25 protein-coding genes and 2 pseudogenes are annotated in these 23,275 nt (G+C 71.2%); 9 read left to right on the top strand and 18 right to left on the bottom strand.

All coding sequences use genetic code 11. The annotated features are described in order from the left end of the window. Window positions 1-81: 81 nt before the first annotated feature. The gene (locus ACQE3C_RS04365; RefSeq protein WP_434537963.1) at window positions 82-336 is read left to right on the top strand and encodes a DUF3039 domain-containing protein; all 255 of its coding nucleotides are present in this window, start codon (window positions 82-84) and stop codon (window positions 334-336) included. 3 nt (window positions 337-339) lie between these two features. Here ACQE3C_RS04365 and ACQE3C_RS04360 read toward each other — a convergent pair whose 3' ends face one another. The 4 genes from ACQE3C_RS04360 to manB are packed head-to-tail and all read right to left on the bottom strand — an operon-like array spanning window position 340 to window position 3,476. Then, window positions 340-786, bottom strand: a complete 447-nt coding sequence (locus ACQE3C_RS04360) for a type II 3-dehydroquinate dehydratase (RefSeq protein WP_434537962.1) — start codon at window positions 784-786, stop codon at window positions 340-342. 44 nt (window positions 787-830) lie between these two features. Beyond that, window positions 831-1,853 carry an SIS domain-containing protein gene (locus tag ACQE3C_RS04355; RefSeq protein WP_434537961.1) on the bottom strand — a complete coding sequence of 341 codons (1,023 nt, stop codon included), beginning with the start codon at window positions 1,851-1,853 and terminating at the stop codon, window positions 831-833. Between the two features lie 3 nt (window positions 1,854-1,856). Beyond that, window positions 1,857-2,075: a Trm112 family protein gene (locus ACQE3C_RS04350; protein WP_434537960.1), complete on the bottom strand. Its 219-nt coding sequence runs from the start codon at window positions 2,073-2,075 to the stop codon at window positions 1,857-1,859. Between the two features lie 27 nt (window positions 2,076-2,102). Further along, on the bottom strand, window positions 2,103-3,476 hold the full coding sequence (manB, locus tag ACQE3C_RS04345) for a phosphomannomutase/phosphoglucomutase (RefSeq protein ID WP_434537959.1): 1,374 nt from the start codon (window positions 3,474-3,476) through the stop codon (window positions 2,103-2,105). Between the two features lie 196 nt (window positions 3,477-3,672). Here manB and ACQE3C_RS04340 point away from each other — a divergent pair, with 196 nt between their 5' ends. Then, window positions 3,673-4,056 carry a DUF3499 domain-containing protein gene (locus ACQE3C_RS04340; protein WP_434537958.1) on the top strand — a complete coding sequence of 128 codons (384 nt, stop codon included), beginning with the start codon at window positions 3,673-3,675 and terminating at the stop codon, window positions 4,054-4,056. Between the two features lie 52 nt (window positions 4,057-4,108). Then, entirely contained in the window at window positions 4,109-4,537 is a 429-nt protein-coding gene (locus ACQE3C_RS04335; protein ID WP_434537957.1) for a metallopeptidase family protein, read from the top strand. Window positions 4,538-4,553: 16 nt separating this feature from the next. Here the strand turns inward: ACQE3C_RS04335 and ACQE3C_RS04330 are convergent, their stop codons facing one another. The 4 genes from ACQE3C_RS04330 to ACQE3C_RS04315 all read right to left on the bottom strand — a co-directional run bounded on the left by ACQE3C_RS04330 (window position 4,554) and on the right by ACQE3C_RS04315 (window position 10,151). Continuing rightward, a complete protein-coding gene (locus ACQE3C_RS04330) occupies window positions 4,554-5,825 on the bottom strand; it encodes a DUF5719 family protein (protein ID WP_434537956.1) in 1,272 nt (423 codons plus the stop codon). Next, a complete protein-coding gene (locus tag ACQE3C_RS04325; RefSeq protein ID WP_434537955.1) occupies window positions 5,822-8,992 on the bottom strand; it encodes a glycosyltransferase family 2 protein in 3,171 nt (1,056 codons plus the stop codon). The genes ACQE3C_RS04330 and ACQE3C_RS04325 overlap by 4 nt, the downstream gene beginning before the upstream one ends. 86 nt (window positions 8,993-9,078) lie before the next feature. Further along, window positions 9,079-9,336 carry a WhiB family transcriptional regulator gene (locus ACQE3C_RS04320; protein WP_434537954.1) on the bottom strand — a complete coding sequence of 86 codons (258 nt, stop codon included), beginning with the start codon at window positions 9,334-9,336 and terminating at the stop codon, window positions 9,079-9,081. A 134-nt stretch (window positions 9,337-9,470) separates the two neighbouring features. Continuing rightward, window positions 9,471-10,151 (bottom strand): trimeric intracellular cation channel family protein, encoded by a 681-nt coding sequence (locus ACQE3C_RS04315; RefSeq protein ID WP_434537953.1) that lies wholly within the window; start codon window positions 10,149-10,151, stop codon window positions 9,471-9,473. 249 nt (window positions 10,152-10,400) lie between these two features. Here ACQE3C_RS04315 and ACQE3C_RS04310 point away from each other — a divergent pair, with 249 nt between their 5' ends. After that, entirely contained in the window at window positions 10,401-10,565 is a 165-nt protein-coding gene (locus tag ACQE3C_RS04310; protein ID WP_434537952.1) for a hypothetical protein, read from the top strand. Window positions 10,566-10,654: 89 nt separating this feature from the next. Here the strand turns inward: ACQE3C_RS04310 and ACQE3C_RS04305 are convergent, their stop codons facing one another. Together ACQE3C_RS04305 and ACQE3C_RS04300 are read right to left on the bottom strand one after the other, a co-directional pair. Then, window positions 10,655-11,593 (bottom strand): hypothetical protein, encoded by a 939-nt coding sequence (locus tag ACQE3C_RS04305; protein WP_434537951.1) that lies wholly within the window; start codon window positions 11,591-11,593, stop codon window positions 10,655-10,657. A gap of 44 nt (window positions 11,594-11,637) precedes the next feature. Next, a complete protein-coding gene (locus tag ACQE3C_RS04300) occupies window positions 11,638-12,717 on the bottom strand; it encodes a mannose-1-phosphate guanylyltransferase (protein ID WP_434537950.1) in 1,080 nt (359 codons plus the stop codon). 34 nt (window positions 12,718-12,751) lie between these two features. On the opposite strand from ACQE3C_RS04300, the gene ACQE3C_RS04295 reads away from it, so the two are divergent. Then, window positions 12,752-13,525 carry a TIGR03089 family protein gene (locus ACQE3C_RS04295; RefSeq protein WP_434537949.1) on the top strand — a complete coding sequence of 258 codons (774 nt, stop codon included), beginning with the start codon at window positions 12,752-12,754 and terminating at the stop codon, window positions 13,523-13,525. Here ACQE3C_RS04295 and ACQE3C_RS04290 read toward each other — a convergent pair. Next, window positions 13,522-14,586 (bottom strand): glycosyltransferase family 2 protein, encoded by a 1,065-nt coding sequence (locus tag ACQE3C_RS04290; protein ID WP_434537948.1) that lies wholly within the window; start codon window positions 14,584-14,586, stop codon window positions 13,522-13,524. The two genes, ACQE3C_RS04295 and ACQE3C_RS04290, sit on opposite strands and share 4 nt — an antisense overlap. Window positions 14,587-14,660: 74 nt before the next feature. Here ACQE3C_RS04290 and ACQE3C_RS04285 point away from each other — a divergent pair, with 74 nt between their 5' ends. Both ACQE3C_RS04285 and ACQE3C_RS04280 read left to right on the top strand, forming a co-directional pair. Further along, window positions 14,661-15,428 carry an ABC transporter ATP-binding protein gene (locus ACQE3C_RS04285; RefSeq protein ID WP_434537947.1) on the top strand — a complete coding sequence of 256 codons (768 nt, stop codon included), beginning with the start codon at window positions 14,661-14,663 and terminating at the stop codon, window positions 15,426-15,428. Then, the gene (locus ACQE3C_RS04280) at window positions 15,425-16,159 is read left to right on the top strand and encodes an ABC transporter permease (protein ID WP_434537946.1); all 735 of its coding nucleotides are present in this window, start codon (window positions 15,425-15,427) and stop codon (window positions 16,157-16,159) included. The genes ACQE3C_RS04285 and ACQE3C_RS04280 overlap by 4 nt, the downstream gene beginning before the upstream one ends. A 21-nt stretch (window positions 16,160-16,180) precedes the next feature. Here the strand turns inward: ACQE3C_RS04280 and ACQE3C_RS04275 are convergent, their stop codons facing one another. After that, window positions 16,181-17,707 (bottom strand): LCP family glycopolymer transferase, encoded by a 1,527-nt coding sequence (locus ACQE3C_RS04275; RefSeq protein WP_434537945.1) that lies wholly within the window; start codon window positions 17,705-17,707, stop codon window positions 16,181-16,183. Between the two features lie 257 nt (window positions 17,708-17,964). Here ACQE3C_RS04275 and ACQE3C_RS04270 point away from each other — a divergent pair. After that, window positions 17,965-18,033, top strand: a pseudogene (locus tag ACQE3C_RS04270) (hypothetical protein); the annotation flags it as partial. 28 nt (window positions 18,034-18,061) lie between these two features. Here ACQE3C_RS04270 and thyA read toward each other — a convergent pair. The 6 genes and pseudogenes from thyA to clpS form a co-directional block, all read right to left on the bottom strand. Next, window positions 18,062-18,493 (bottom strand): annotated as a pseudogene (thyA, locus tag ACQE3C_RS04265) (thymidylate synthase); the annotation flags it as partial. After that, window positions 18,490-19,110, bottom strand: coding sequence for an RdgB/HAM1 family non-canonical purine NTP pyrophosphatase (rdgB, locus tag ACQE3C_RS04260; protein ID WP_434538230.1), 621 nt, complete (start codon window positions 19,108-19,110; stop codon window positions 18,490-18,492). The gene rdgB and the pseudogene thyA, both read right to left, overlap by 4 nt. 41 nt (window positions 19,111-19,151) lie before the next feature. After that, window positions 19,152-19,886, bottom strand: a complete 735-nt coding sequence (gene rph / locus ACQE3C_RS04255) for a ribonuclease PH (RefSeq protein ID WP_434537972.1) — start codon at window positions 19,884-19,886, stop codon at window positions 19,152-19,154. A gap of 240 nt (window positions 19,887-20,126) precedes the next feature. Continuing rightward, window positions 20,127-20,963 carry a glutamate racemase gene (gene murI / locus ACQE3C_RS04250; protein ID WP_434537971.1) on the bottom strand — a complete coding sequence of 279 codons (837 nt, stop codon included), beginning with the start codon at window positions 20,961-20,963 and terminating at the stop codon, window positions 20,127-20,129. After that, window positions 20,960-21,544 (bottom strand): DUF2017 domain-containing protein, encoded by a 585-nt coding sequence (locus ACQE3C_RS04245; RefSeq protein WP_434537970.1) that lies wholly within the window; start codon window positions 21,542-21,544, stop codon window positions 20,960-20,962. The genes murI and ACQE3C_RS04245 overlap by 4 nt, the downstream gene beginning before the upstream one ends. Window positions 21,545-21,551: 7 nt before the next feature. Next, on the bottom strand, window positions 21,552-21,857 hold the full coding sequence (gene clpS / locus ACQE3C_RS04240) for an ATP-dependent Clp protease adapter ClpS (protein ID WP_434537969.1): 306 nt from the start codon (window positions 21,855-21,857) through the stop codon (window positions 21,552-21,554). A 69-nt stretch (window positions 21,858-21,926) separates the two neighbouring features. Between clpS and ACQE3C_RS04235 the strand changes: the two genes are divergently transcribed. After that, window positions 21,927-23,270, top strand: coding sequence for a nicotinate phosphoribosyltransferase (locus ACQE3C_RS04235; protein ID WP_434537968.1), 1,344 nt, complete (start codon window positions 21,927-21,929; stop codon window positions 23,268-23,270). Window positions 23,271-23,275: the final 5 nt, after the last annotated feature.

Genomic DNA, 23,275 nt, shown 5'->3' with positions numbered 1-23,275 from the left:
GGTGGGTTGCGCGGGCGGGACCATGGGGCTGATCCGGTGGCGGCTGGTGGCAGCTTGGGGCGGCTCACTAGAGTGGCTGCCATGAACCAGCAGTTGGCCCCCGGCTCACAGACCGTGATCGACGAGCGCACCAGCACCGATGGCCTGAACGCCGAGGACGGTGACCACGAACGGTTCTCGCACTACGTCCCCAAGGACAAGCTCATGGAGGCGATGGTGATGGGCACCCCGGTGGTCGCCCTGTGCGGCAAGGTGTGGGTGCCCCACCGCAACCCCGAGAAGTTCCCGGTCTGCCCCGAATGCAAGGAGATCTGGGAGTCCCTCAAGGACCTGTGAGGCTCAGCCGGTGGCCCCGGTGCCCAGTTCGGCGGCGACGTGCGCCAGGGCCAGGTCGTAGCCACCCAGGCCCAGCCCGGCGATGACCCCGACCGCCTTCGCCGACAGCACACTGTGGTGGCGGAACGGTTCGCGGGCGTACACGTTCGAGATGTGCACCTCGATGTAGTGCGCCACCTGCGCGGCAGCATCGGCCACCGCGATGGAGTAGTGGGTCCAGGCAGCGGCATTGAGCACCACCCAGCAACCCAGGTCGGCGGCCTCGTGCAGCCAGCCGACCATTTCACCCTCGTGGTCGGTCTGGCGCACCTGCACGTCGAGGCCCAGCGAGCGGCCGGTGTCGACCAGGTGCTCCGACAGGTCAGCGAAGGTGGTGTGCCCGTAGACATCGGGCTCGCGGGTGCCGAGCCTGCCGAGGTTCGGGCCGTTGAGCACCAGCACTGTGGTCATCTGTTCCTCCATCGTGATGGGCCTCTCGTGTGGGTGGCAGGGGCTCAGAGCCTGCCGAGGCCGATCGACAGCCAGGTGGCCCCGAACAGGCCCTGGTAGAGCAGTGAGGCGTAGCGTTCCATCGGTGAGGTGACCGACTCCCCGGCGCGCACGGTGACCACCCGCACCTCGTGGCGGGTGGCGAGGGTGACCAGTTCCCCCGCGGCCCGGCGGGCCTGGGCGTCGTCGGTGCCGTCGTCGAGGATGACCAGCACGGGCCGGATCGCCGCTGAGGGGTCGTCGAAGGGGTCGGCGAACAGGTCACGCGTGTCCTGGGCGGTGATCACCGGTTCCAGTTCACCGGTGTCGGCGGCCAGGGCCGCTCGTCCGGTGGAACGGCGCAGCGCCTCGGCGAGGCGGCGCCCGGCGCGGGCGGCCAGCACCGTGCCGCCGAAGACCAGTGGCTGGGCGTCGGCCAGGTGCAGCGCGAAGTCCTTGGCGGGGTTGACGGCCAGGTCACGGTGCGGGGACGAGGTCTCGGCCACCGCATCGGCGGCCGCGGCCACCGCTTCGGGCAGCACCGCCGGGCCCAGGCCCAACTCGTGCAGCACGGCCAGCACCTGCACGACCGCAGCCAGTTCGTCCCCGGTCTCGGTGGGGACCACCAGGGTCGAGCGGCTGGCGGCGGCCTCGACGATCGGTGACTCGGGTCGTCCAGCGACCAGCACCGAACTGCCACGCCGCGCGGCCTCCTGCACCGCCGACATCAGGTCGGGGTCGGACCCCTCGGGGGCGAGCACGACGACCAGGTCGAGTGACCCGACCCAGGCCGGCAGCCCTGAGAAGGGCCAGGCCACGAAGGGGCTGGGGCAGAACGGTTCGAGCACCGCACGGATCAGCCGGGCACCGCGGCCCAGGGCCACCACCCCCCGGGGACGCACCCCGCCACCGAACCCGGCGGCCAGCTCCTTGGCCGAGGTCGACGCCTCACGCCGAATCCGGGCGCCGGCACCGGCCAGGTGGCGCAACGCCTCGTCGGCGCGGGCGCTGACGGTGGGGGTGGCCAGTCGGGTGTCGTCGAAGTCCATCGGTCAGCTCTGGGTGGCGGCGCGGGTGTTGCGGGCCTCGTCGATCAGCAGGATCGGGATGCCGTCGCGCACCGGGTAGGCCAGGCCACACTGGCTGTTCGCGCAGACCATCTCACGGTTGTCGTAGTCGACAGCGAACCGGGAGTGGCACGCGGGGCAGGCCGCGATCTCCAGGAACTCGGGTGAGAGCTGCAGGTCGGGGGTGTGGTTCGGGTTGCTCATCGGGCTCTCCTTGCGCGAGTGGGCTGGTCAGGTGGTGGTGGTGCCGCGGACGAGGTCGAGCACGTCGTCACGCACGGCCTGCATCACGGCCGGGTCGAGGGCCTCAGCGTTCAACCGCAGGTAGGGCTCGGTGTTCGAGGGGCGCAGGTTGAACCACCACAGGTTGTCGTGGGCGTCGGTGCCGCGCACGGTCAGCCCGTCGGTGTGGTCGACCTCGCCGCGGCCGATGAAGGCGGCCTCGACGACCTCCATCACCTCGCCGGCGTCGCTGACCTGCGAGTTGATCTCACCGGAGGCCACGTAGCGCTCGTAGGTGTGCATCACCTCCGACAGCGGCTGGTCCTGGCTGCCCAGGATGCGTAGCACGTGCAGGGCGGCGAGCATGCCGGTGTCGGCACCCCAGAAGTCGCGGAAGTAGTAGTGCGCGGAATGTTCGCCGCCGAAGATGGCGTCGTGCTCGGCCATCAGCGCCTTGACGAAGGTGTGGCCGACCTTGCTGGTGACGGTCGTGCCACCCGCCTCGGCGACGACATCGGCGACGGTGCGGCTGGTGATGGTGTTGATGACGATGGTGGCGCCGGGTTCACGCTCGAGTTCGGCGCGGGCTATCAGCGCTGTGATCGCCGAGGGGCTGACCACCTCACCGCGTTCGTCGATGATGAAGCAGCGGTCGGCGTCACCGTCGAATACCAGGGCCAGGTCGGCACCGTGCTCACGGACGGCGGCCTGGGCGTCGACCAGGTTCTCCGGTTCCAGCGGGTTGGGCTGGTGGTTCGGGAAGGAGCCGTCCAGGTCGAGGTAGAGCCCGACCAGTTCGATGTCGGCGCCGGCCAGGACGGCGGCGACGGTGTGGCCGGCCATGCCGTTGCCGGCATCGACGACGACCTTCAGGTGCCGCAGGCCCTCGAGGGGGACCAGGCCGTGCAGGTGTCGGACGTAGTCGTCGAGGGTCTCGACCTGCGTCAGGCCGTGCTCGGGCAGGGCGGCATCGACGCTGCCGTGCAGTTCCAGCGCGCGGTCACGCAGCCGGGCCAGGAAGTCGGGGCTCACCGGGGCGGCGCCGGCCTGGCAGAACTTGATGCCGTTGTCGCTGGCGGGGTTGTGGCTGGCGGTGAACTGCACCCCGGGCAGGTCGAGCGAGCCGGAGGCGAACCACAGCTGGTCGGTGGAGGCCAGGCCGGTGTCGAGCACCTCGGCCCCGCGGCTGATGGCGCCGGCGGCGAAGGCGCGTGACATCTCCCACCCGGTCAGGCGCATGTCGCGGCCCAGCACGAACTGCTTGCCCTCGAGCCCAGCCAGTTCGACGAATGCGGCCCCGATGGCGGCGGCGCCGGCCTCGTCCCATGACTGGGGAACCGCGCCGCGGATGTCGTTGGCCTTGAAGACGCCCTCTGTGATCACCCCTGCAGCCTACCGACCGGCGGCACCTGCGCGGGTGAGGCTGACCGGCCCCGACCGGCAGAGGGGGCAGGGAATCTGTCGTCCGCCCGGCGAGGCAAGTGCCATGGCCCGGCCAGCACCCGTAATCTCACCTGAGCTGGCCCGGTGCCGGCTTCCCCGTACGGCACACCCCGTACCCGCATCGCAAAGGAACGTCATGAGGCGTTGGTGTTCACGCACGGCCTGCTCGGCGCGGGCCACCACCACCCTGACCTTTGACTACGCCGGCCAGTTGGCCGTGGTCGGGCCGCTGTCGCCGAGCGCTGACCCCAGCGCCTACGACCTGTGCCGCCGGCACGCCGACAAGATGTCGGCCCCCCAGGGCTGGGAGGTCGTCCGGTTGCCGGAACTGGACGAGGACCCCGCCCCGCCGGTCGACGACCTGCTCGCCCTGGCCGACGCCATCCGCGAGGTGGGCCTGCGCCACGACGACCCCGTGCAGCAGCCCCTCACCCCGGCGCACGCCCAGGCGTCCGAGTTCCGCGACAATGTGGTGGTCCTGGCCGAGAAACGGCACCTGCGCGTGATCGCCGAGCGTTGAGGGCCCGGTTCCAGATCAGCAGCCAGCGCCGGATCAGCATTAGGGTGTGCCCATGGTGAGCAGACGCGATCGACATGGCCGGGGCCTCCGCGGTCCCATCGCCGGCCTTTCTCCCTACGGGCCGCCGCGTCGCATCCCCAGCGCCTCCACCCGCAGCGAGACCTTCCTCGACGCAGTCTCCGATGCCATCGACCGGGTCCAGCAGTCGTGCCCGGAGGCGCTGGTCGGGGTCGACATCGGCGTCGAGGACGTGCCGGGTTCCCACTCGACCAGCGGGCACGTGCCGCTGGCCGCGGCCACCGGCGCCACCGCCGGTTTCCCGGCCCGGATCGTGATGTACCGGCGCCCCCTCGAGCATCGTTCAGCCACCCGCCGCGGGTTGCGGATCCTGGTCCACCGCACCCTGGTCGAGCAGTTGGCCGCGCTGACCGGCCGCTCGGTCGACGAGATCGACCCGATGGTCGACGAGGACGACGACTGAGGTGTAACCCCGGGCCCTACTGGGCCAGTTGCGGGTCCATCGTGCCGGGTTGGGGCACGACCACACCCGCCGGTGGGCGCACCCGGCTGACCGCCTGGCCGGTGCCGGCCACCCGCACCGCTGCCGCGATCGGGGCGGTGGAGGTGATCCTCACCTGGCCGGCGACCACCGGGAACTGCCCGCTGGCCCCGGCGGGAATGGTGAGGGTCTGCGGCGCGTCGGCGGTGCCGTCGGGGTGCACCTGCACCATGGTCACGCTCGCTTCGTCCGGTGACGGGTTGACCACTTGCAGGGTGCCCTCGGGCACCGCGTCCATCAGGTCGGTGGCCGCCTCGTCGGGCAGCATCCAGGCGATGTCGTTGGCGCCCTGGGTGGTGAGCATGCTCAACACCTCCGACGACCCGGTCACCACCAGGCCCATGTCCCGTTCGGTGAAGGCCGCACCCAGGTCGATCGCGACCGTCGTGTGCGGGGCCAGGGAGGCGGTGCCGTTCGCGGGGGCGAACCGGCCGCGGGGGCCGAGCAGTTCGATGGTGACCTCGGCCCGTTCGCCGCCCGGGTTGTGCAGCAGCAGCCGGGCGCCGGTGGGCCGGGTCGGCACGGCCGCGAAGACCGCCACCCGCTTGGGGGCGGTCGCCACCGCCTGTTCGGGGGCGGTGGTCAGGCTGCGCACTGCCGCCTGCACCCGGCCCTGGCTGGCCTGGTAGGTCGCGGTGACCGGTGCCCCGGCCGGGGCGTGCACCGAGATCGGCACCCGCACCATCGAACCAGCGGGCACCACGATGCCGCGCAGGCCCGGTGACTGGATCTGTCCGGTGGCGCCACTGAGGGTGATGTTGACCCCGGCATCGGTGCGGTCGGGGTTGACCAGCACCACCTCGGCGGTGGCGGGGTCGGGCAGCAGCAGGGACCCCGTGGTGGCGGGCGGGCGGCACTCGGCCCACATCAGCCCGGCGCTGGACTGGCTGCGTACACCGGCGGTCAGCGGCTGTTCGCCCGCCGCCCGCAGCACCACCGACCCGGTCACCGCGCCGTTGACGCTCGGGTCGTCGATCACCTGCCCGTCGAGCAGGGTGGTTTCGACCTCGGCGCCGGAGGCGACCAGTGCGCCGGGGGCGCCGGTGAAGGCGCAGGCGCGGGTCTGCACCGTGGGCCCGGCGTCGACCACCCGCGCCGTGGGCTGCTGGGCGGGCACGAAACTGGCGGCCACGATCAACAGGCCGGCGACCAGGGCCGGGACGACGACGGCCAGCAGGCTGTGGGCCCGGCGGCGAGGTGTGCTGGTCACAGGCTCCTCCTCGGGGTCTCCAGGCTGCGGGTCGGTGGGCGCGCCCCGGGCCTGCGGGCGGTCGGGGCGGCCAGCACGACGAGCAGCCCGATGATGACCAGGTGCGCGACCACGGCGAGCCAGCTCGGGGTGGTCGCCCAGGTGAGCGGGCCGGTGGGGCCGTTCACCTCGGCGCGGACCCCGAACCCGGACGGGTCGGCGACCACCGGCACCTGCTGCCCGCCGACGGTGACGACCCAGCGCTCGTCGGGCAGCTCGGCGACCCGGACGACGCCGGGGGCGCTGACCTCGGCCGAGGGCAGCGAGGTCAGTTCGCCGGACTCCCCCACCGTGGCGGCGCGGCTGACCAGGCCCTCGACGGTCCACACGGTGGTGCCGTCGTCCAGTTGGGCGGCGGTCAGCCCGGGGGCGTTGGAGACGCCCTGGATGATCCCGGCCTCGGCGCCTCGGGCGACGACATGGGCGATGCCGAGTTCGGCCAGTCGTTGGGCCAGGTCGTCGCCGGGGGTGCCGTTGGCGATGCGTGCCGCCAGTGCGGCGACCCGGTCGGACTGCTCGGCGCTGGCCAGCACCGGGAAGGCCTCGCCGGCACCCCAGCCGGGGGTGGTGCGGCTGGTGAGCATCCACTGGTGGGCGCCGTTGTCGACCTGCACGACCAGCGTGCGGGTCGCGCGGCTGGACTGCTGCACGTCGGCGACATAGGCCGGCAGCGGGTTGGGTTCGACGCGCAGCGGGGAGTTGCCCTGCCCGCCGACGGCGGTGGCGACGCCGAGGATGCCGACCAGGGCGGCGGCGAGGGTGGCAGCCAGGCTGCCGGTGGTCATGGGTTCTTCGGCGTGCTGGCCGACCGGCCGGCGCTTGGGGCGCATGGCGCTCAGGCACATGCACAGCACCAGCCCGCCGGCGATCAGCAACCACACGTCGAGGGCGGGGCGCACCTGCTGGCCGTCGATGGTGACCAGCAGTCGGGTGCCGACGGCCGCCAGCACCAGGCACGCGCAGGCCGAGGCCATGAACCCGAGCACCACCGAGACACTGAGCCGACGTCGCCCGAGCAGCACCGCCAGCAGGGTCACCGCGGCCATCCCGGCCAGGGCCAGCGCGGAGACCCACATCGGGGGCAGCCCGTCGACGGCTGCCCGGCCGAGCAGCACATGCCAGGCCGGGGCGACGTCACCGGGCAGCAGGCTGGTCGGGTCGGTGCCGGTCAGCAGCCGACCGGGGTGCTGGACCAGGCGCGGGGCCCAAGGCAGCAGCATCACCATCGGGCCGAGGGCAGCGACCAGCAGCCCGGCAGTGAACCTGCGGTGGACGACCCACCAGGCGATCGCCGCACCCAGCCCGACTAGGGCCGCCGCCGGGGCGCCCTGGGCAGCCAGGCCGAGCCACAGGGCGAGGCTGGCCGGTGCCCGCAGGTGGTCGCCGGGACGCACCCCCTCGTCATCCTGGGTGAACCAGCGCAGGCCGGCCAGTCCGACCAGCGGCAGCAGGATGACCAGCAGCGCCCCCGAGATCGAGCCGCGGAAGGTGGTGCCGGACAGGATCGCCAGCGCCGGCCAGACCGAGGCGAAGGCGGCCGCGACCCACCCGCGGCCGACGATGCGTTTGGCCAGCCGGTGTGCGAAGAAGGCTCCCAGCACGGGTGCGCCCAGCACCAGCAGCCGGGCGAAGACCTCGGGGCTGCCGCCGGCCAGGGTCGACCCGAGTGCGGTCAGCCCGAGCCAGCCGGGGTTGGCGCCGGCCTGGCCGGCGGTGGGCTGCAGCCAGGCCGCCCAGGCCCCGGACAGGCTGTCGGGGGCGGGCATGAGCCGCAACGAGACCAGCTGGCCGCGTCCGAACATGCCGCGCCAGGCGATCAGGAAGCCGACCACGACCAGCGCGGCGAACAACCGACCCGGGGTGACCAGCCGGGCGCGGCGGCGACCACCGGCGAAGTCGTCGCCGGTCAGGTCGTCCAGGCTAGTGTCAGAGTCGTCGTCATCACGTTCGCGCCATTCACCGGCCGTGTGGGTGAGCCGGTCGAGCCGGGAACGCCAGACCTGCAGCGGCCCGGGCCTCAGCGCGGCGGTGTCGACCTGCGGCTGGTGGCGGCTGGTGCTCATCTCCTGGATCAGCGCGCGGTCGGCCCCGACGCGGGCGGCGGCGCGGAACTCGGCCATCGCCTCACCGGGGGCCTTCCCGAGCAGGTAGCCCACCCCCCGCGCGACCGATCGTCCGCGCATCCGCGCGATGGTGCGGCCGGGGTTGGCCGAATGGGCGGCGAGCACCCGCATGCCGAGCAGCCGGTCGGTGGTCGCGGCATCGCCCACCAGGTCCGACGAGCGTTCACCGAAGCGACCCTCCTGCCGGTGGTGCACGGCGGCGTCAGGGGCGGTGACCACCCGGTGGCCGGCGGCATTGGCGCGCCACCCGAAGTCGAGCCCGTCGCGGAACAGCGGCAGGTTCGCATCGAGGCCACCGAGCTGGTCCCACACGTCGCGGCGGACGAGCATGGCGGCGGTGGAGCCGCCCAGCACCACCGTTGAGTCGGACTGGTTCTGGTCGATCTCACCCGGGGCGACGTCCAGGTGCCGGCTGGCGCCGCTGGTGATGGACGAGCCGACCTCGGCCAACTGGTCGGGGTGGTTGCGGCGGCGCGGCTGCAGCAGCTTGGGGAACAGGACGACCGGCTCGTCGTCGGCCGAGGCGCGCAGCAGCAGTTCCTCCAGGGCGCGGGGCTGCGGTTCGGTGTCGTCGTGGAGCAGCCACAGCCAGGTCAGGTCACCCTCGAGGGTGGCGATCCCCTGCTCGACCGCGGCCCCGAAGCCCGGCACCGTCCCGGCCCTCACGACCCGGTCGATGATGCCCTGTTCGACCGCGTCGTCGAGCAGCATGGCCGACCGGTCACTCGACCCGGTGTCCACGGCGACCAGTGCGCCGGGGCGTGACTCCAACCCGGCCAGCGCGCGCAGGGTCCGTTCCAGCCAGTCAGCGGCCTGGTGGACCACCATGATGGCCGCGACCTCGGCGGCGGGGATGTCGGGGATGCGGTCCGGGTCGGGTTTGTGCGCCCACGCCCAGTCCTGTTCCCGGGCCCTGGTGTGCTGCGAGGTGTCCGGCTGGTCATCCGGGTCCCGCGCCCACGCCCAGAGGTCCTGGGAATCGCCGTTCTCGGGTCCAGAAGTCACAGGCCATCCTTGTCCGGCGGTGTGGTGCCGATTGGGGTCAGGCACCCATCTTCGGTGATGGGGCCCTGCCTGACAACCAACGTGGGTCAGGCCCGCTTGCGCAGGCGGCGACGCTCACGCTCCGAGAGACCTCCCCAGATGCCGAAGCGCTCGTCATTGGCCAGTGCGTACTCCAGGCATTCCCGCTTGACGGTGCAGGTCTCGCAGACCTTCTTGGCCTCCCGGGTGGAGCCACCCTTCTCGGGGAAGAAGGCCTCGGGGTCGGTCTGTGCACACAGCGCCTGCTCCTGCCACGCGAGGACGCCGTCGTCGGCGGTGGAGAATACCGTCAGGATCTCGTTCATCTTTGTCCTCTCGACCCGGCTGTGGCCTCCAAGTTACACGGATGTGATTCCCCGCGGTCAAGCTGGGACAGGAAAGTTTCAGAGATAACGGCGTGTCGTCGGATTGGTGGCGACTTCGGGGGCTACCGGCAGGGTCAGTCGTCCGAATTGGACGAGAACCGCCGGCTCCACGGGTGCGGGGGGCGCGCGGCGATCGGCTTGTTCTCGACCTCCTGGTAGTCGAAGACGGGCAGGCTGAGCCGGTGGTGGACGGCGAGCATACGCATCGTGAACCCGGCCACCAGGGTGATGACCACCGCGGGCAGGTCGGGCAGCCCCACGGCGTGCAACCCGATGTAGAGCAGGGTCGCGGCCAGCGAGACGCTGGCGTAGAGCTCCTTGCGGAAGACCAGCGGCACCCGGTTGCACAACAGGTCACGCATCACCCCGCCGAAGACACCGGTGGTGATCGCGGCCACGCAGGCGATCACCAGCCCCAGTTCCATCTCGCGGGCGATCTTGGCGCCGAGGATCGAGAAGACCACCAGCCCCACCGCATCCAGCGCCAGGAACAGGGAGCGGAAGTAGCGCATCAGCGAGGCGATGGAGACGGTCAGCACCGCCGCCACCACCACCAGCACCAGGTAGAGCGGTTGGCGCACCCAGGTCAACGGGTAGTGGCCCAGCAGCATGTCGCGCAGTGACCCGCCGCCGATGGCGGTGACGGTGGCGATGATGATCACCCCGAACAGGTCCATCTTCTCCCGGCCGGCCGCCAGGGCACCGGTCATCGCCTCGGCGGTGATGCCGATCACGTACAGCACCGTCAGCAGCATGGCTGGCCCCTTCCCGTCCGGTGGGTTTGCGTGACAGGTTACTGGCCAGCGCCCGCGCCGGTCAGGTGCCCCGGACGATGGGGGCTGCCCGCGGCCGGGTTCACCTTGGTCGCCCGGTTCCGCCGGGTCCGCGGCCTAGGCTGGGGTGGTGCGCACCGCCGCGAACGACCCGCTCGACCTGGCCTACCCGTTCGTCGGGGCCTGGCTGGTGCGCAACAGCCCGGCCAGCCGGGTGCGTGTGGGCAACCCGTGCGGCTCGGGGACGTGGTCGCCGAGTGCGGCAACACGGGCAACAGCACCGAGCCGCACGTGCACCTGCAGGCGCTTGACCGGGTCGACATCGCCCGCGCCGAGGCGGTGGAGACCACCTTCGGCGGCACGCTGCCGCGCAACGGCGACATCGTCCGGGCCTGACCGGGCCGGAGTTGGAACCGTCGGGCAGGACGCAGCGAGGCGACCAGCAGGTGCTGGTCGCCTCGCCGATCAGGAACCGGGTCCGGTGGTCAGTGGTTCTGGCCGGGCCACTGCTGGCCCTGGTTCTGCTCCCCCGACCATTGCTGGCCGGGGTTCTGGGCGCCGGGGTTGGGGTTCGGACGCAGCACGGTGCCCTCCTCAGCGGTGTTCTCGGCCGACGGCTGGCTGGCCGGGGCCCACGCGGAACCGCCGTTCCACTCGTTCTGCTGGGGCGCCGACTGCTGGGGTGCAGGCTGCTCGGGCTGGCCCCACGGGCTGGCCGAGGGCTGCGGCTCAGCGGCGCTGGGCTGCGGTGAGGCGCTGGGCTGCCAGCCCTGGGACTGCTGCCCCGGGACACCCCAAGTGCTCGCCCCGGCCCCGGTGGCCGCGTCACCGGCGCGGTTCCAGGCCCCACCGGAGGCCTCGTGCGGCTGCCAGGTCGGCTGCTGCTGGGCCCCGGGCTGGGCCTGCTGCGGCGGCAGGCCCGGCTGGCCGGGCTGGCCACCGAACTGCTGCCCCGGCTGCCCGTAGGGGGTGGCCGGGGCCGGCGAGACCTGCTTCCAGGTGATGAAGAAGTAGCCCGCGACCAGGCCCACAACGATCAGGTTGGCGACCAGGGTCAGCAGCGAGCTGAAGATGCGCAGCCCGTTGGACTCGTCACCGCCCCACCCGATCAGGGTGAAGACCGCGAACAGCAGGCCGCCGGCACCGGTCACGCACAGCCCGATCAGGGACAACAGCGCGGCGTTCTTGGACGGTTCGCGCCAGTGGGCGACGAACCAGTTGGCCAGCGCGGCCACGACCAGCAGCACGAGCGGGGCGAACCGGCCGGCGACCAGGCGGGCCACGTTCGACAGGGGCCGGTTGGTGTCGCCCGGCCAGCTGTCATTCAGGTAGGCGATCTCGACGAAGGCACCCAGCATCACCAGTGCCACCGCGCCGATGGCAGCCCAGGCCACCAACTCACGATTCTTGTGGAACAAGTCCATGTTCTCTCCTCATTGGTCGGGGGCCACTTTAGGGGTCCTGTGGGTCAGCCGTGACGTTCCCCATGGTCGGCGACCACGCGGGCGACCAGGTCCTTGACACGCTCGGACTGGTCGAGGGGGATCACCAGGGTGGCGTGGGGGGTGGTGATCACCGCCATGTTCTCGATGTCTGCCACGGCGAGCACGTGGTCGGGTCCGCCCCGGTTGATCAGCAGGTTGTTGGCCGCATCGAGGCTGACGGTGGCCCCGGTGGCGGCGTTGCCGTCGGCGTCGTGATCGAGTTGCCCGGCCAGGGCCAGGAACGACCCGACATCGTGCCAGCGGATCGGCAGTTCGACTGCGACGACCTGCCCGGCCGCCGAGCCGGCGCTGACCGGTTCCATCACGGCGTAGTCCACCGAGATCTTGGGCAGTCGCGGAAAGATCGAGGCGAGCCGGTCGGGGTGGGCGGCCAGTTCACTGACCAGGGCGTGGGTGGTGGGCTGCAGGGTGGCCAGGGTCTGCAGCAGGGTGGCCGCGCGCCAGACGAACATGCCCGAGTTCCACCAGTACTCACCGGTGGCCAGGTAGGCCTCGGCGGTGGCCACGTCGGGCTTCTCCTTGAACTCCTGCACCTCGAAGGCGTGGTCGAACCCGTCGACGGGCGCGCCGCGGTGCAGGTAGCCGAAGCCGGTCTGCGGGCTGGTCGGCACCACCCCGAAGGTGACGAAGGCGTCGGCGCGGGCTTCGGCCAGCGCGAACCCCTCGTCCAGCCGAGCCTGGAACACGTCGACCTCGTCCATGATGTGGTCGGCGGTCAGCACGGCCATCACGGCCTCGGGGTCGCGCCGGGCGATCACGGCCGCCGTCCAGGCGACCGCGTTCAGCGAGTCACGCCCCTCGGGTTCGCCCAGCAGGTTCTCTGCGGGGATCTCCGGCAGCTGCGCGGCGACGGTGTCGGCGTAGGCGGCGCCGGTGCAGATGATGATGTTCTGGTCGGGCACGTAGCCCTGCACCCGTTCATAGGCGATCCGCAGCAGGCTCTTGCCCTCGATCAGCCTCAGCAACTGTTTGGGTTCACCCTGGCGCGACAGCGGCCACAGCCGCTTGCCCGAGCCACCGGCCATGATCAGCACGTAGCGCATGGCCATGACACTAGCGCCCACCTAGTCTGTGGGCATGCAATTGCGCGCGCCCTCCCCCTCGTCCCGCCCACCGGCCAGTGTCGGCCACTGGCTCGAGCAGCGCCTCAAGGACGACCCGGGTCGTCCGTTGGTGGTCTGGTACGGGCCGGCGGACGAGCGGGTCGAGCTGAGCGCGGCCACGTTCTCGAACTGGGTCGACAAGACCATCAACCTGGTCGACGACCTGGGCTGGGCGGACGCCCCGGTGGTGGCCGCCCCGCTGCTGCTGGAGCGCCCCGGGCACTGGGCCAGCCTGGTGTGGGCGGCCGCGGTCTGGTCGTGCGGGGGTGAACTGCGTGCCCTCGGGGCGAGCCAGTCGGCGGCGGTCGACCTGGCGGTGGTCGGGCCCCGGGCTCCCCGCCCCGTGCCCGGTGTCGACACCATCGCCTGTTCGCTGCACCCCCTGGGGCTCGGCTTCGAGGCGCTCGCCCCGGGCATGCTCGACTACCACGACGTGCTCGGCCAGCCCGACCTCCACACCCCCGCGCAGCGGCCCGACAGCGACGACGTGGCCTGGCAGGACGCCACGGCGACACTGACCCACGGCGACCTGCTGGCCGGGGTGGAACCGGTCACCGGCCGCGTGCTCGTCGACGTCGGCCCGGAGCCGGACGCGCTGGCCGTGCTGCGGCAGGCCCTGCTGGGCCCGCTGCTGGGCCACGGGTCGGCGGTCATCGTCGAGACGGCGGCCGGGAGCGGGACCGGGAGCACAGCGGGCGCCGAGCGGGTGCAGCGGATCGCCGCCGCGGAGAAGGCCGCGCTCGGCTAGCGGCGCGGGCGTGGGGCGGCGTCGTCGCGGACTCGTTCGTCCGGGTCGAGACCGCGCAGGAAACCGGCCCCCCAGCTCAGGTGCATGACCGCCAGTACCAGCGGCAACCAGGCACGGCTGCGGCGCTCGACCGGCACCTCGTCGGCGCCCTCGAGGCCCACCTGGCTGCCGATGGTGACCAGCGCCGCGTAGCCCAGCGGGGCGAGCGCCCCGGTGGCCCGCAGCCAGACCGGCAGGCGTGGGGCCAGCGCGACGGCGGTGCCCGCGACGATGCCGGACAGGGCCAGCGGCGGGGCGAGGTAGCGCGCCGAGGCGGTCGCGGGGTGGCGCCGGATGACCTCGCGGCGCCACTTGCCGGTCTGGAAGAACTGGCGGGCCAGCGCCCGGACCGAGCTGCGTGGGCGGTAGGTGACCCGCAGCAGGGGTGAGTAGATGACCTTCTCGCCGGCCTGGCGCAACCGCAGGTTCAGCTCCCAGTCCTGGGCGCGGATCATGTCGGGGTCGTAGCCGCCGGCGCTGATCAGCGAGTCGCGGCGGAAGCAGCCGAGGAAGACGGTCTCGGCCGGGCCCTGTGGGGTGTCGGCCAGGTGGAACCCGCCGCCGCCCAACCCGAGCCGGGAGTTGTAGGCCAGCGCGACCGCCTTCTCGAAGCTGGTGCGGCCCCGGGCCTCCATCCGGCCGCCGACATTGGCGGCGTCGGTCTGGTGCAGCAGTTGCACGGCGGTGGTCAGGTAGTCCTCGCCGAGTTCCCCGTGCGCGTCGACACGGACGACCACCGGGAAGCGGCTGGCGGCAATCGCCAGGTTCAGCGCGTCGGGGGTGGTGCCGCTCGGGTTGTCGATCACCCGGATGTGCGGGTTGTCGGCGGCCAGGGAGGCGGCGATCTCGGCGGTGCGGTCGCGGCTCGGGCCCACGGCCAGGATGATCTCGAGTTCGCCGGGGTAGTTCTGGTCCAGCACCCCCTGCACGGAGGTGGCCAGGTGGGCCTCTTCGTTGCGCACCGGCATGATCACGCTGACGGGGTCCGAGACGTTGATCCGGGGGCGAGTGGCGGTCTGCATGGGACCAATGATGACAGCGCCCGGTGCTGTGCGCCCACCGGGCAGTAGCCTCATCCCGATGAGAGGACGTGGTCGTGGCCGAACCAGCCATCGATGTACGAGAACTGCGGGTCACCCGGGGGCGCCGTGAGGTGCTGCACGCCTTGAGCTGCCGGGTCGACCCCGGCATGGTCACCGGGCTGCTGGGCCCCTCCGGCGGTGGGAAGTCGACGCTGATGCGCGCCATCGTCGGTGTGCAGGTCGTCCACGGCGGTGAGGTGCGGGTGCTCGGCCAGCCGGCCGGCTCACGATCCCTGCGCCACCGGGTCGGCTACGTCACCCAGGCACCCAGCGTCTACGGCGACCTGACTTTGCGGCAGAACGCCCGCTACTTCGCCGCGGTCGCCGGGGTCGGTGCCCGTGCGGCGGACGCGGCGATCACCGACGTGGGCCTGGCCGAGCAGGCCGGCCAACTGGTGACCACCCTGTCCGGTGGCCAGCGCAGCCGGGTGTCGCTGGCCTGCGCGCTGGTCGGTTCCCCGGACATCCTGGTGCTGGACGAACCCACCGTCGGGCTCGACCCGGTGCTGCGGGTGGAACTCTGGGAGATGTTCACCACCCTGGCCGGGGGCGGGGCGACGGTGCTGGTCTCGAGCCATGTGATGGACGAGGCGGCACGATGTGAGCGGCTGTTGCTGCTGCGTGAGGGTCGGCTGGTCGCCGACGACACCCCGGCCGCGATCCGCGCCGACACCGGCACCGATGACCTGGAGGAGTCCTTCCTGCGGCTGATCCAGCGGGCCGAAGCCCCGGGGTCGGGAGCCCAGTGGTCGGGAGCCCAGGGGTCGGGGGATGCGTCATGAACCCCCGCCTGGTACTCGCCACTGCGGCCCGGTGCCTGCGGCAGCTCGGCCACGACAAGCGTTCGGTGGCCATGATCATCGTGGTGCCGATCGTGCTGCTGTTCCTGCTCTATGCCCTGTTCGACGGGGCGCCGGTCTTCAACCGGATCGGGCTGATCATGCTGGGCCTGTTCCCGCACATCATCATGTTCCTGATCACCGGCATCTCGATGCTGCGCGAACGCACCAGCGGCACCCTGGAACGCCTGCTGACCACTCCCCTGCACCGGGCCGACCTGCTGGGCGGCTACGCACTGGCCTTCGGGGTGGCGGCGGCGGTGCAGGGTTCGGCCAGCGCGGGGGCGGCCTACTGGTTGTTCGACCTGCAGACCGCCGGTGAGCCGGTGTGGGTGGTGCTGCTGGCGATCATGAACGCCGTGCTGGGTGTCGCGATGGGGCTGTTGACCAGCGCCTTCGCCCGCACCGAGTTCCAGGCGGTGCAGTTCATGCCGGTGACGGTCTTCCCGCAGCTGCTCGCCGCCGGGGTGATCGTCCCCCGTGACCAGATGGCCGGCTGGCTGCAGACCCTCAGTGACTTCTTCCCGCTGACCTATGCGGTGCGTGCCCTGCAGGAGATCGGTGAGAATGACGAGCCGACGACCCGGATGTGGGCCGACATCGGCATCGTGTCGGGGGTGGTGCTGTTCGCCCTGGTGCTGGCAGCCCTGACCCTGCCGCGACGCACCCCCTGATCCACTCCCCCACGGGCCGGCTCAGGAGCAGACCGCGCCAAGGTCCTCGCTCTCGGGCGCCGGGGTGCCCTCATTGGTGGGCTCCTGGGTGGGCGTGGCACCCGTGCTGGCCTCGCCGGCACTGGTGGCGCTGGGAGTCGTCGAGGGGCTCGGCGCGCTCGAGGTGGCCGGGGTGCTGCTGCCCGGGTCACCGGCCGGGGTGGTGGTCGAGTCCAGCGCGTCGGACTCGGCAATCTTGGACGCGACCGTCTCGCGGATGACCTCGAGCTTCGGGTTCCCCGGGAAGATCAGCGGCGGGGTGAACGAGACCGAACTGAGCGGCAATTTGCGGGTCTTGTTGGCCAGGGTGGCGAGCTTGTTGACGTCCTTCGAGGGCACGTCGGTGTAGGCAATCTCGCCACTGGCGCCGGCGATCTCGTTGAACTTGGTCAGCACCGTGATCGGGTCGAGCTGGTTCAGCATGGCATTGACCACGCACTTCTGCCGCAGCATCCGTTCGTAGTCGGTCGACCCCTGCCGGGAGCGCGCGAACCACAGCGCGTGGTAGCCGTCCAAGTGCTGGTTGTCGCCGGGCTCGATCCAGCCGGTGATCGGCGAGGTGCCACCACCGATCGGCACCCGCTTGCCGACGTTGAGCCTGATGCCGCCCACGGCGTCGATCAGGGAGGTGAAGCCCATCAGGTCGACCATGACGGTGTAGTTGATATCCAGGCCCAGCAATTCACTGACCACCTCACGCATGGCCTGCAGCCCGGGGTCCTTCACGCCGGGGTACAGCTCGGCGTTGTCCTGGCCGAGGGTGTAGATGGCGTTGAGCATGCAGCTGTGGTCCTCGCACTCGTACCCGTCGGGATAGAGCTCCTGCAGCGGCGACCCGTCGGGGAACGTCGCGCCCTCCAGGTTGCGGGGCAGGCTGAAGATCACGGTGCGCCCGGTGACCTCGTTGACCGAGGCCACCATGATCGTGTCGGGGCGCAGTCCCACTCGTCCGTCGCCGGCGTCGGCGCCGAGCATCAGCACGTTGTAGCGGCCGGCGTTCGGGGTGGAGTCCCCGCCCCCGCCGAGGACGGTGTCGAGCAGCTCACCCTGCGCGTGGGAGGCCGAACCCAGGTTGAACCCGGCCGACCCGACGGCCAGGGCCAGCAGCAGGCTGACCAGCCCGAAGCCGAGGCGGCGCAGCCGTTCCATCGCCAGGGGTTGGGCGAGCCGCCAGGCGTCGGCGATCAGCAGCGCCCAGCCCAGGCCCAGGACGATCAGCACTGGCTGCAGCACCTTGTAGAACCAGCCCGAGGCCAGCACCGTCACCACGGCGCCGCGGCTGAACACGGCCACCACACCGGTGAGCAACAGCAGGCCAACCACGACCAGCCAGGTCCGCAGCGCCACCCGGCCCAGGGTCTTGTTGCCGGCCTGCAGTTGGGCGGACCCGGGCAGCACCAGGGTCGCCAGCACCAGGCCCACACCGCGCCGGAACGCCACTCGCTGGGAGTTGGGCACCGGGTCGGCGAGCTCTTCGGGCTGGACGGGTACCGCCTTCGATCGAGCCACGCGCAGGGTCCTTTCGGTGGGGGAAGTCCGACGCCGGTGCGCGGCGTCGACGGAAAGGCTTGCTCAAGTATGGTCGTGCGACTGTGGTCGTCCGGTGCAGGCACGCCGGGCAGCCCCGAGTCCGACGACGGCTGCTGGTGGGGGTGTCTAGGTGTTGGTGGCAGGGACGTTCATGACAGTTGTGCGGTTGACGTGAAGGGAGGACCCCCGCTGGGCTGTGGCTTGTCGAAGGTCACATCTCAACAACGGAGGTCCTCATGTCCCACCCTAAGGCCCGGTTGAACGTCAACGGGCGACTGTTGCTGGTCCAGCGTGTGCGCGTGCAGGGTTGGCCTGTCGCTCACGCCGCGAAAGCGGCAGCGCCATCTCGTCGATCTGGGCGACGTTCCAGGCCGAGACGATGTGGCGGCGTGAGTTGGGGTTGCCCTGCAGCTGGTCGATCACCTGCTGCAGCTGGTCGACGTGGCGACCGTCCGGCGTCGGCCACGACCGCCACTGGTAGCCGTAGATCGGGCCCAGTTCACCGGAGTCGTCGGCCCATTCGTCCCAGATGGTGATGTTGTCGGCGTGCAGGGAGGCGATGTTGGTCTCACCGCGCAGGAACCACAGCAGTTCACCGAAGACCGAGCGGGTGTGCACCTTCTTGGTCGTCAGCAGCGGGAAGCCCGCCGACAGGTCGTAGCGGGCCTGGTGGCCGAAGACGCTGCGCGTGCCGGTGCCGGTGCGGTCGGACTTGTCGACACCGTTGTCGAGCACGTGCTGGAGCAGGTCGAGGTACTGCTTCACTGTTCCTCCCGGGGGGTGGGGTAGGTGGCGCGGAGGGCATCGACCAGGGCGGCCACGGCACGTGCCCGGTGCGACTGGGCGTTCTTCTGCTCGGGGCTCAGCTGGGCGCTGGTGACCTGGCTGCCGTCGGGGACGAAGATGGGGTCGTAGCCGAAGCCGTTGGTGCCGGCCGGTTCGGTGGCCAGGCGCCCGGGCCACTGCCCGGTCACCACGGTCTCGGTGCCGTCGGGGCTGACGTGGGCCATGGCGCAGACAAACCGGGCGGCGCGCTGCTCTGCGGGGACGTCGCTGACCTGGTCGAGCAACAGCTCCAGGTTGGCCTGGTCGTCACCGGAGGGCCCCGCCCAGCGGGCAGAACGGACGCCGGGCATGCCGTTGAGCACCTCGACCTCGATGCCGGAGTCGTCGGCGATCGCCGCCACCCCGGTCAGCTCGGCGGCCGCACGCGCCTTGATCAGCGCGTTCTCGGTGAAGCTGCGCCCGGTCTCGGCCGGTGCCGGGGCTTCGGGGAAGTCGGCCAGGCTGACCAGCCGCACCGGCAGCCGGGCCTCGACGAACAGCCGTTGCAGTTCACCCAGCTTGTGGGTGTTGTGGCTGGCCAGCACGATCCGGGGCAGCGCCTCGAAGGACGGCACCCGGGGCGGCTTCGGCGGCAGGATCATGACGTCACCGGCGGGGCGGCCAGAGCCTGTTCCTGCAGCACCTTCAGGTCGGCACACCCCTTCAGGCCCAGGTCGAGCAGTTGGTTCAGCTGGTCGCGGTTGAACGGGGCGCCCTCGGCGGTGCCCTGCACCTCGATGAAGTCGCCGCTGCCGGCGATGACCAGGTTCATGTCGGTGCCGGCGGCCGAGTCTTCCTCGTAGGGCAGGTCGAGCACAGGGACACCGTCGACGATGCCGACCGAGATGGCTGCCACCGAGTCGCGCAGCGGTTCACCGGCCAGCAGCTTGCGTTCCCGCAGCCAGGCCACGGCATCCACCAGGGCGACGTAGGCGCCGGTGATGGCGGCGGTGCGCGTGCCACCGTCGGCCTGCAGCACGTCGCAGTCGAGCACGATGGTGTTCTCACCCAGCGCCTTGTAGTCGATCACCGCACGCAGCGACCGGCCGATCAACCGGCTGATCTCGTGGGTGCGGCCACCGATGCGACCCTTGTGCGACTCGCGGTCGCTGCGGTCATGGGTGGCGCGCGGCAGCATGGCGTACTCGGCGGTGACCCAGCCCAGTCCGCTGCCCTTGCGCCAGCGCGGCACCCCGGGGGTCACGCTGGCGGCCACCAGCACCCGGGTGCGGCCGAACTCCACCAGCACCGATCCCTCGGCGTGGTCGAGCCAGCCGCGGGTGATGCGCACGGGGCGCAGTTCGTCGGCGGCGCGTCCGTCGCTGCGTGACATGGGTTCCTCTCGGCTCAGCGGGGTTCGGGGGTCAGCGGGGGCAGGTGCAGCGCTCGGCAGGCGCCACGTCGCGCAGCGCGTCTTCGATGTGTTCGCCGCAACCCTTCCAGGTGGGCTTGCCGCAGGTGGGGCAGGTGATCCTGGTGCACATGGTGAGCGTTGTCCTCCGCTGTGGTGGGCCGCCCGTCTGCGCTCGGATGCGCTGGGCGGGCCGACACTGGTCGTCGGCGGGTTCCCAGCCTAGCGGTGAACCTTGGGCACTCGTCCGAGGTGGATGGTTTCGGCGGTGTGCACGAACTGGCCCAGCAGGCGCTGCGAGATGCCCTTGAACCGGTCGGAATCGCCGGTGGTGAGGAACAACCGGTTCGACCCGCCCTGGTCGGGGGTGGTCAGGTGCAGGTCGTTGAGCACCCGCCAGGTCTCCTGCGCGGTCTCCGAGGCCGACGAGACCAGGTTGACCGAGTCCCCCATCACGTAGGAGATCACCCCCCGCAGCAGTGGGTAGTGGGTGCAGCCCAGGATCAGGGTGTCGCAGCCGGCGTCCTTGATCGGCTGCAGGTACTCCCGCGCCACCGCCAGCACCTCCGGGCCGGCGGTGATGCCGGCCTCCACGAATTCCACGAACCGGGGGCACGGCGAGGTGGTCACCGTGATGCCCACCGAGGCGGCCAGCGCATCCTCGTAGGCCATCGAGGTGGCGGTGGCGGCGGTGCAGATCACCCCGACGCGACCGTTGCGGGTGACCCCGGCCGCCCGTCGCGCCGCGGGCAGCACCACCTCGATGATCGGCACGTCATAGCGCTCCCGGGCGTCACGCAGCACCGCAGCCGAGGCGGTGTTGCAGGCGATCACCAACGCCTTCACCCCATGGTTGACCAGCCGGTCGAGGCATTCCAGGGCGTACTGGCGCACCTCGGCGATCGGACGCGGGCCGTAGGGCGCGCGGGCGGTGTCGCCCAGGTAGGCGATGTCCTCGTGCGGCAGCACGTCAGCGATCTGGCGGGCCACCGTCAACCCGCCGAAGCCGGAGTCGAAGATGCCGATGGGGGCGCGCAGTTCAGTGGTGGTGGGGCTCACTCGGGGGCCATCACTGCTTCGAGCAGGGACTCCAGCATCCAGCCGAGCCAGCCGTAATAGGTGAACAGCCACGACCGGGGGTCCTCCTCGGGTCGTTCGGCGGCCTCGGAGGCGCTGATCTCGTCAGAGATGCCGAGCATCACCGAGAGCACCAGGCGCAGGTTGTTCAGTGTCTTCAGCCAGGCATCGACGTGGTCGTCGCGAATCCGCACGGTGCCGCCGCGCAACTCGTCGAGGTCGTCGAGCACCATGCAGGCGGCGGTGACCTTGTCCTGGCGTTGGCTGGCGTCGGTGAAGCGGGCGAAGTCGCTGGCCGCCTCGGGATCGTCGGGGTAGGCCCGCGGGAACAGTCGCTGCATCACCGGGTCACGCTCGTCCTCGTCGAAGTCGTCCTCGATGCCCGGTTCGGCGCCGAAGCTGGCCTCCCAGGCGGCGAACGGGTCGTCCTCGTCGAGGGGTTCGGCCTCGGAGCCGTCGTCGAGCAGGTCGAGCAACTCGTTGACGCTGTGGCTGAACACCTCGAACTCGGTGCTGTCGAGGTGCAACTGGATCTTCCCGCGGCTGCGGGCGAATCGACTCATCGAGGGCTCACTCGGCCCGGTCCACGGTGGCCCACAGCCCGAAGGTGTGCATCGCGGCCACGTCGCGTTCCATCTCTTCACGTGACCCGCTCGACACCACGGCCTTGCCTTCGTTGTGGACCTGCAGCATCAACTGCTCGGCCTTGTCCCGCGGGTACTTGAAGTAGCTGGTGAACACGTGGGTGACGTAGGTCATCAGGTTGACCGGGTCGTCCCAGACGAGGGTCACCCAGGCCTTGGCAGGTTCGACCTTCTCCTCGGCCTTCGCCACGGTGGCCACACCGACGGTCTGCTCTGGAACTGCGTGGGACATGGCCCCATTCTGTCACCGCCGTCACACTCCTGCACCGACCGCGCTCCGGTGGCCCCTAAGCTGATCGCCATGAGCACAGCGCTTCTGACCGACCACTACGAGCTGACAATGGTGCAGGCGGCCCGCGCCTCGGGCACCGCCGAGCGGCGCAGCGTCTTCGAGCTGTTCCCCCGCCGACTGCCCGAGGGCCGTCGCTACGGTGTCGTCGCCGGGGTCGGGCGAGCACTGCGCGCGATCGAGGAGTTCCGCTTCGAGGACGCCGACATCGACTTCCTGCTCACCCGCAAGATCGTGGACGACGACCTTGCGCAGTGGCTGTCGAACTACAAGTTCAGCGGCTCCATCTGGGGTTACGCCGAAGGTGAGATCTACTTCCCCGGCTCCCCGCTGGTGGTGGTCGAGTCGTCCTTCCAGGAGGCGGTGCTGCTCGAGACGCTGCTGCTGAGCATCTACAACCACGACTCGGCGATCGCCTCGGCCGCCTCACGGATGTCGGCGATGGCCGACGGGCGCCCGCTGATCGAGATGGGGGCTCGCCGCACCCAGGAGTACAGCGCGGTCGCTGCCGCCCGGGCCGCCTACGTGGCCGGCTTCACCAGCACCTCGAACCTGGAGGCGGGTCGGCGCTGGGACATCCCCACCAGCGGCACCGCCGCGCACTCGTTCACCCTGCTGCACGACTCCGAGGAGGAGGCCTTCGCCGCCCAGCTGAAGACCCTCGGTGAGTCGACCACCCTGCTGGTGGACACCTATGACGTCGAAGAGGCCGTCCGCACCGGCGTCCGGCTGACCGAGGGTCGTCTGGGTGCGGTGCGGCTCGACTCCGGTGACCTGGCCATCGCTGCCCGTGAGGTGCGTGACCTGCTCGATGACCTGGGCGCCGAGCAGACCCGCATCATCGTCACCAGTGACCTGGACGAGTGGCAGATCGCGGCCCTGCGTGGCGCCCCGGTCGACGGTTTCGGGGTGGGCACCTCGGTGGTGACCGGCTCGGGCCACCCGACCTGCGGGTTCGTCTACAAGCTGGTCAGCCGCGCCGATTCCGCCGACGGTGAGCTGTTGCCGGTGGCGAAGAAGTCGAAGAACAAGAACACCGTGGGCGGGCGCAAGTACGCGCTGCGCCGCCGCGACGAACGCGGTGTGGCCGAGGCCGAGATCGTCGGCATCGAGGCCCACCCGACCTCCGACGGCAATGATCGTCCGCTGCACGTGCTGCTGGTCGACAACGGTGCGGTCGTTGGCCAAGAACCGACCTCGGTCGGCCGGGAGCGCCACCTGGCAGCCCGCTCCGAGCTGCCCCGCGCGGCGCTGCGGATCAGCAAGGGCGAGGCGGCGATCCCGACGATCATGCTGGACGACGACGGGCAGAGCGCCGACAACCCCTACGTTCGCGCCCCGATGCCCGCGGTCTGAGACAC

It is taken from the genome of Aestuariimicrobium sp. Y1814 (assembly GCF_050113895.1).
Lineage (GTDB): Bacteria > Actinomycetota > Actinomycetes > Propionibacteriales > Propionibacteriaceae > Aestuariimicrobium.
The sequence above is the reverse complement of the archived record's forward strand: the minus strand, read 5'-3'. Positions and strand labels throughout refer to the sequence as shown.

What these genes read in the sequence shown, in the direction of transcription:
- ACQE3C_RS04320 (WP_434537954.1), bottom strand. Translation starts at nt 9,336, where the DNA reads ATGAACGAGATCCTGACGGTATTCTCCACCGCCGACGACGGCGTCCTC.
- ACQE3C_RS04235 (WP_434537968.1), top strand. Translation starts at nt 21,927, where the DNA reads ATGAGCACAGCGCTTCTGACCGACCACTACGAGCTGACAATGGTGCAG.
- ACQE3C_RS04305 (WP_434537951.1), bottom strand. Translation starts at nt 11,593, where the DNA reads ATGGACTTGTTCCACAAGAATCGTGAGTTGGTGGCCTGGGCTGCCATC.
- clpS (WP_434537969.1), bottom strand. Translation starts at nt 21,857, where the DNA reads ATGTCCCACGCAGTTCCAGAGCAGACCGTCGGTGTGGCCACCGTGGCG.
- ACQE3C_RS04360 (WP_434537962.1), bottom strand. Translation starts at nt 786, where the DNA reads ATGACCACAGTGCTGGTGCTCAACGGCCCGAACCTCGGCAGGCTCGGC.
- ACQE3C_RS04355 (WP_434537961.1), bottom strand. Translation starts at nt 1,853, where the DNA reads ATGGACTTCGACGACACCCGACTGGCCACCCCCACCGTCAGCGCCCGC.
- ACQE3C_RS04280 (WP_434537946.1), top strand. Translation starts at nt 15,425, where the DNA reads ATGAACCCCCGCCTGGTACTCGCCACTGCGGCCCGGTGCCTGCGGCAG.
- ACQE3C_RS04335 (WP_434537957.1), top strand. Translation starts at nt 4,109, where the DNA reads ATGGTGAGCAGACGCGATCGACATGGCCGGGGCCTCCGCGGTCCCATC.
- ACQE3C_RS04290 (WP_434537948.1), bottom strand. Translation starts at nt 14,586, where the DNA reads ATGCAGACCGCCACTCGCCCCCGGATCAACGTCTCGGACCCCGTCAGC.
- ACQE3C_RS04365 (WP_434537963.1), top strand. Translation starts at nt 82, where the DNA reads ATGAACCAGCAGTTGGCCCCCGGCTCACAGACCGTGATCGACGAGCGC.
- ACQE3C_RS04315 (WP_434537953.1), bottom strand. Translation starts at nt 10,151, where the DNA reads ATGCTGCTGACGGTGCTGTACGTGATCGGCATCACCGCCGAGGCGATG.
- ACQE3C_RS04300 (WP_434537950.1), bottom strand. Translation starts at nt 12,717, where the DNA reads ATGCGCTACGTGCTGATCATGGCCGGTGGCTCGGGCAAGCGGCTGTGG.
- ACQE3C_RS04340 (WP_434537958.1), top strand. Translation starts at nt 3,673, where the DNA reads ATGAGGCGTTGGTGTTCACGCACGGCCTGCTCGGCGCGGGCCACCACC.
- ACQE3C_RS04245 (WP_434537970.1), bottom strand. Translation starts at nt 21,544, where the DNA reads ATGAGTCGATTCGCCCGCAGCCGCGGGAAGATCCAGTTGCACCTCGAC.
- ACQE3C_RS04350 (WP_434537960.1), bottom strand. Translation starts at nt 2,075, where the DNA reads ATGAGCAACCCGAACCACACCCCCGACCTGCAGCTCTCACCCGAGTTC.
- ACQE3C_RS04295 (WP_434537949.1), top strand. Translation starts at nt 12,752, where the DNA reads ATGCAATTGCGCGCGCCCTCCCCCTCGTCCCGCCCACCGGCCAGTGTC.
- rph (WP_434537972.1), bottom strand. Translation starts at nt 19,886, where the DNA reads ATGTCACGCAGCGACGGACGCGCCGCCGACGAACTGCGCCCCGTGCGC.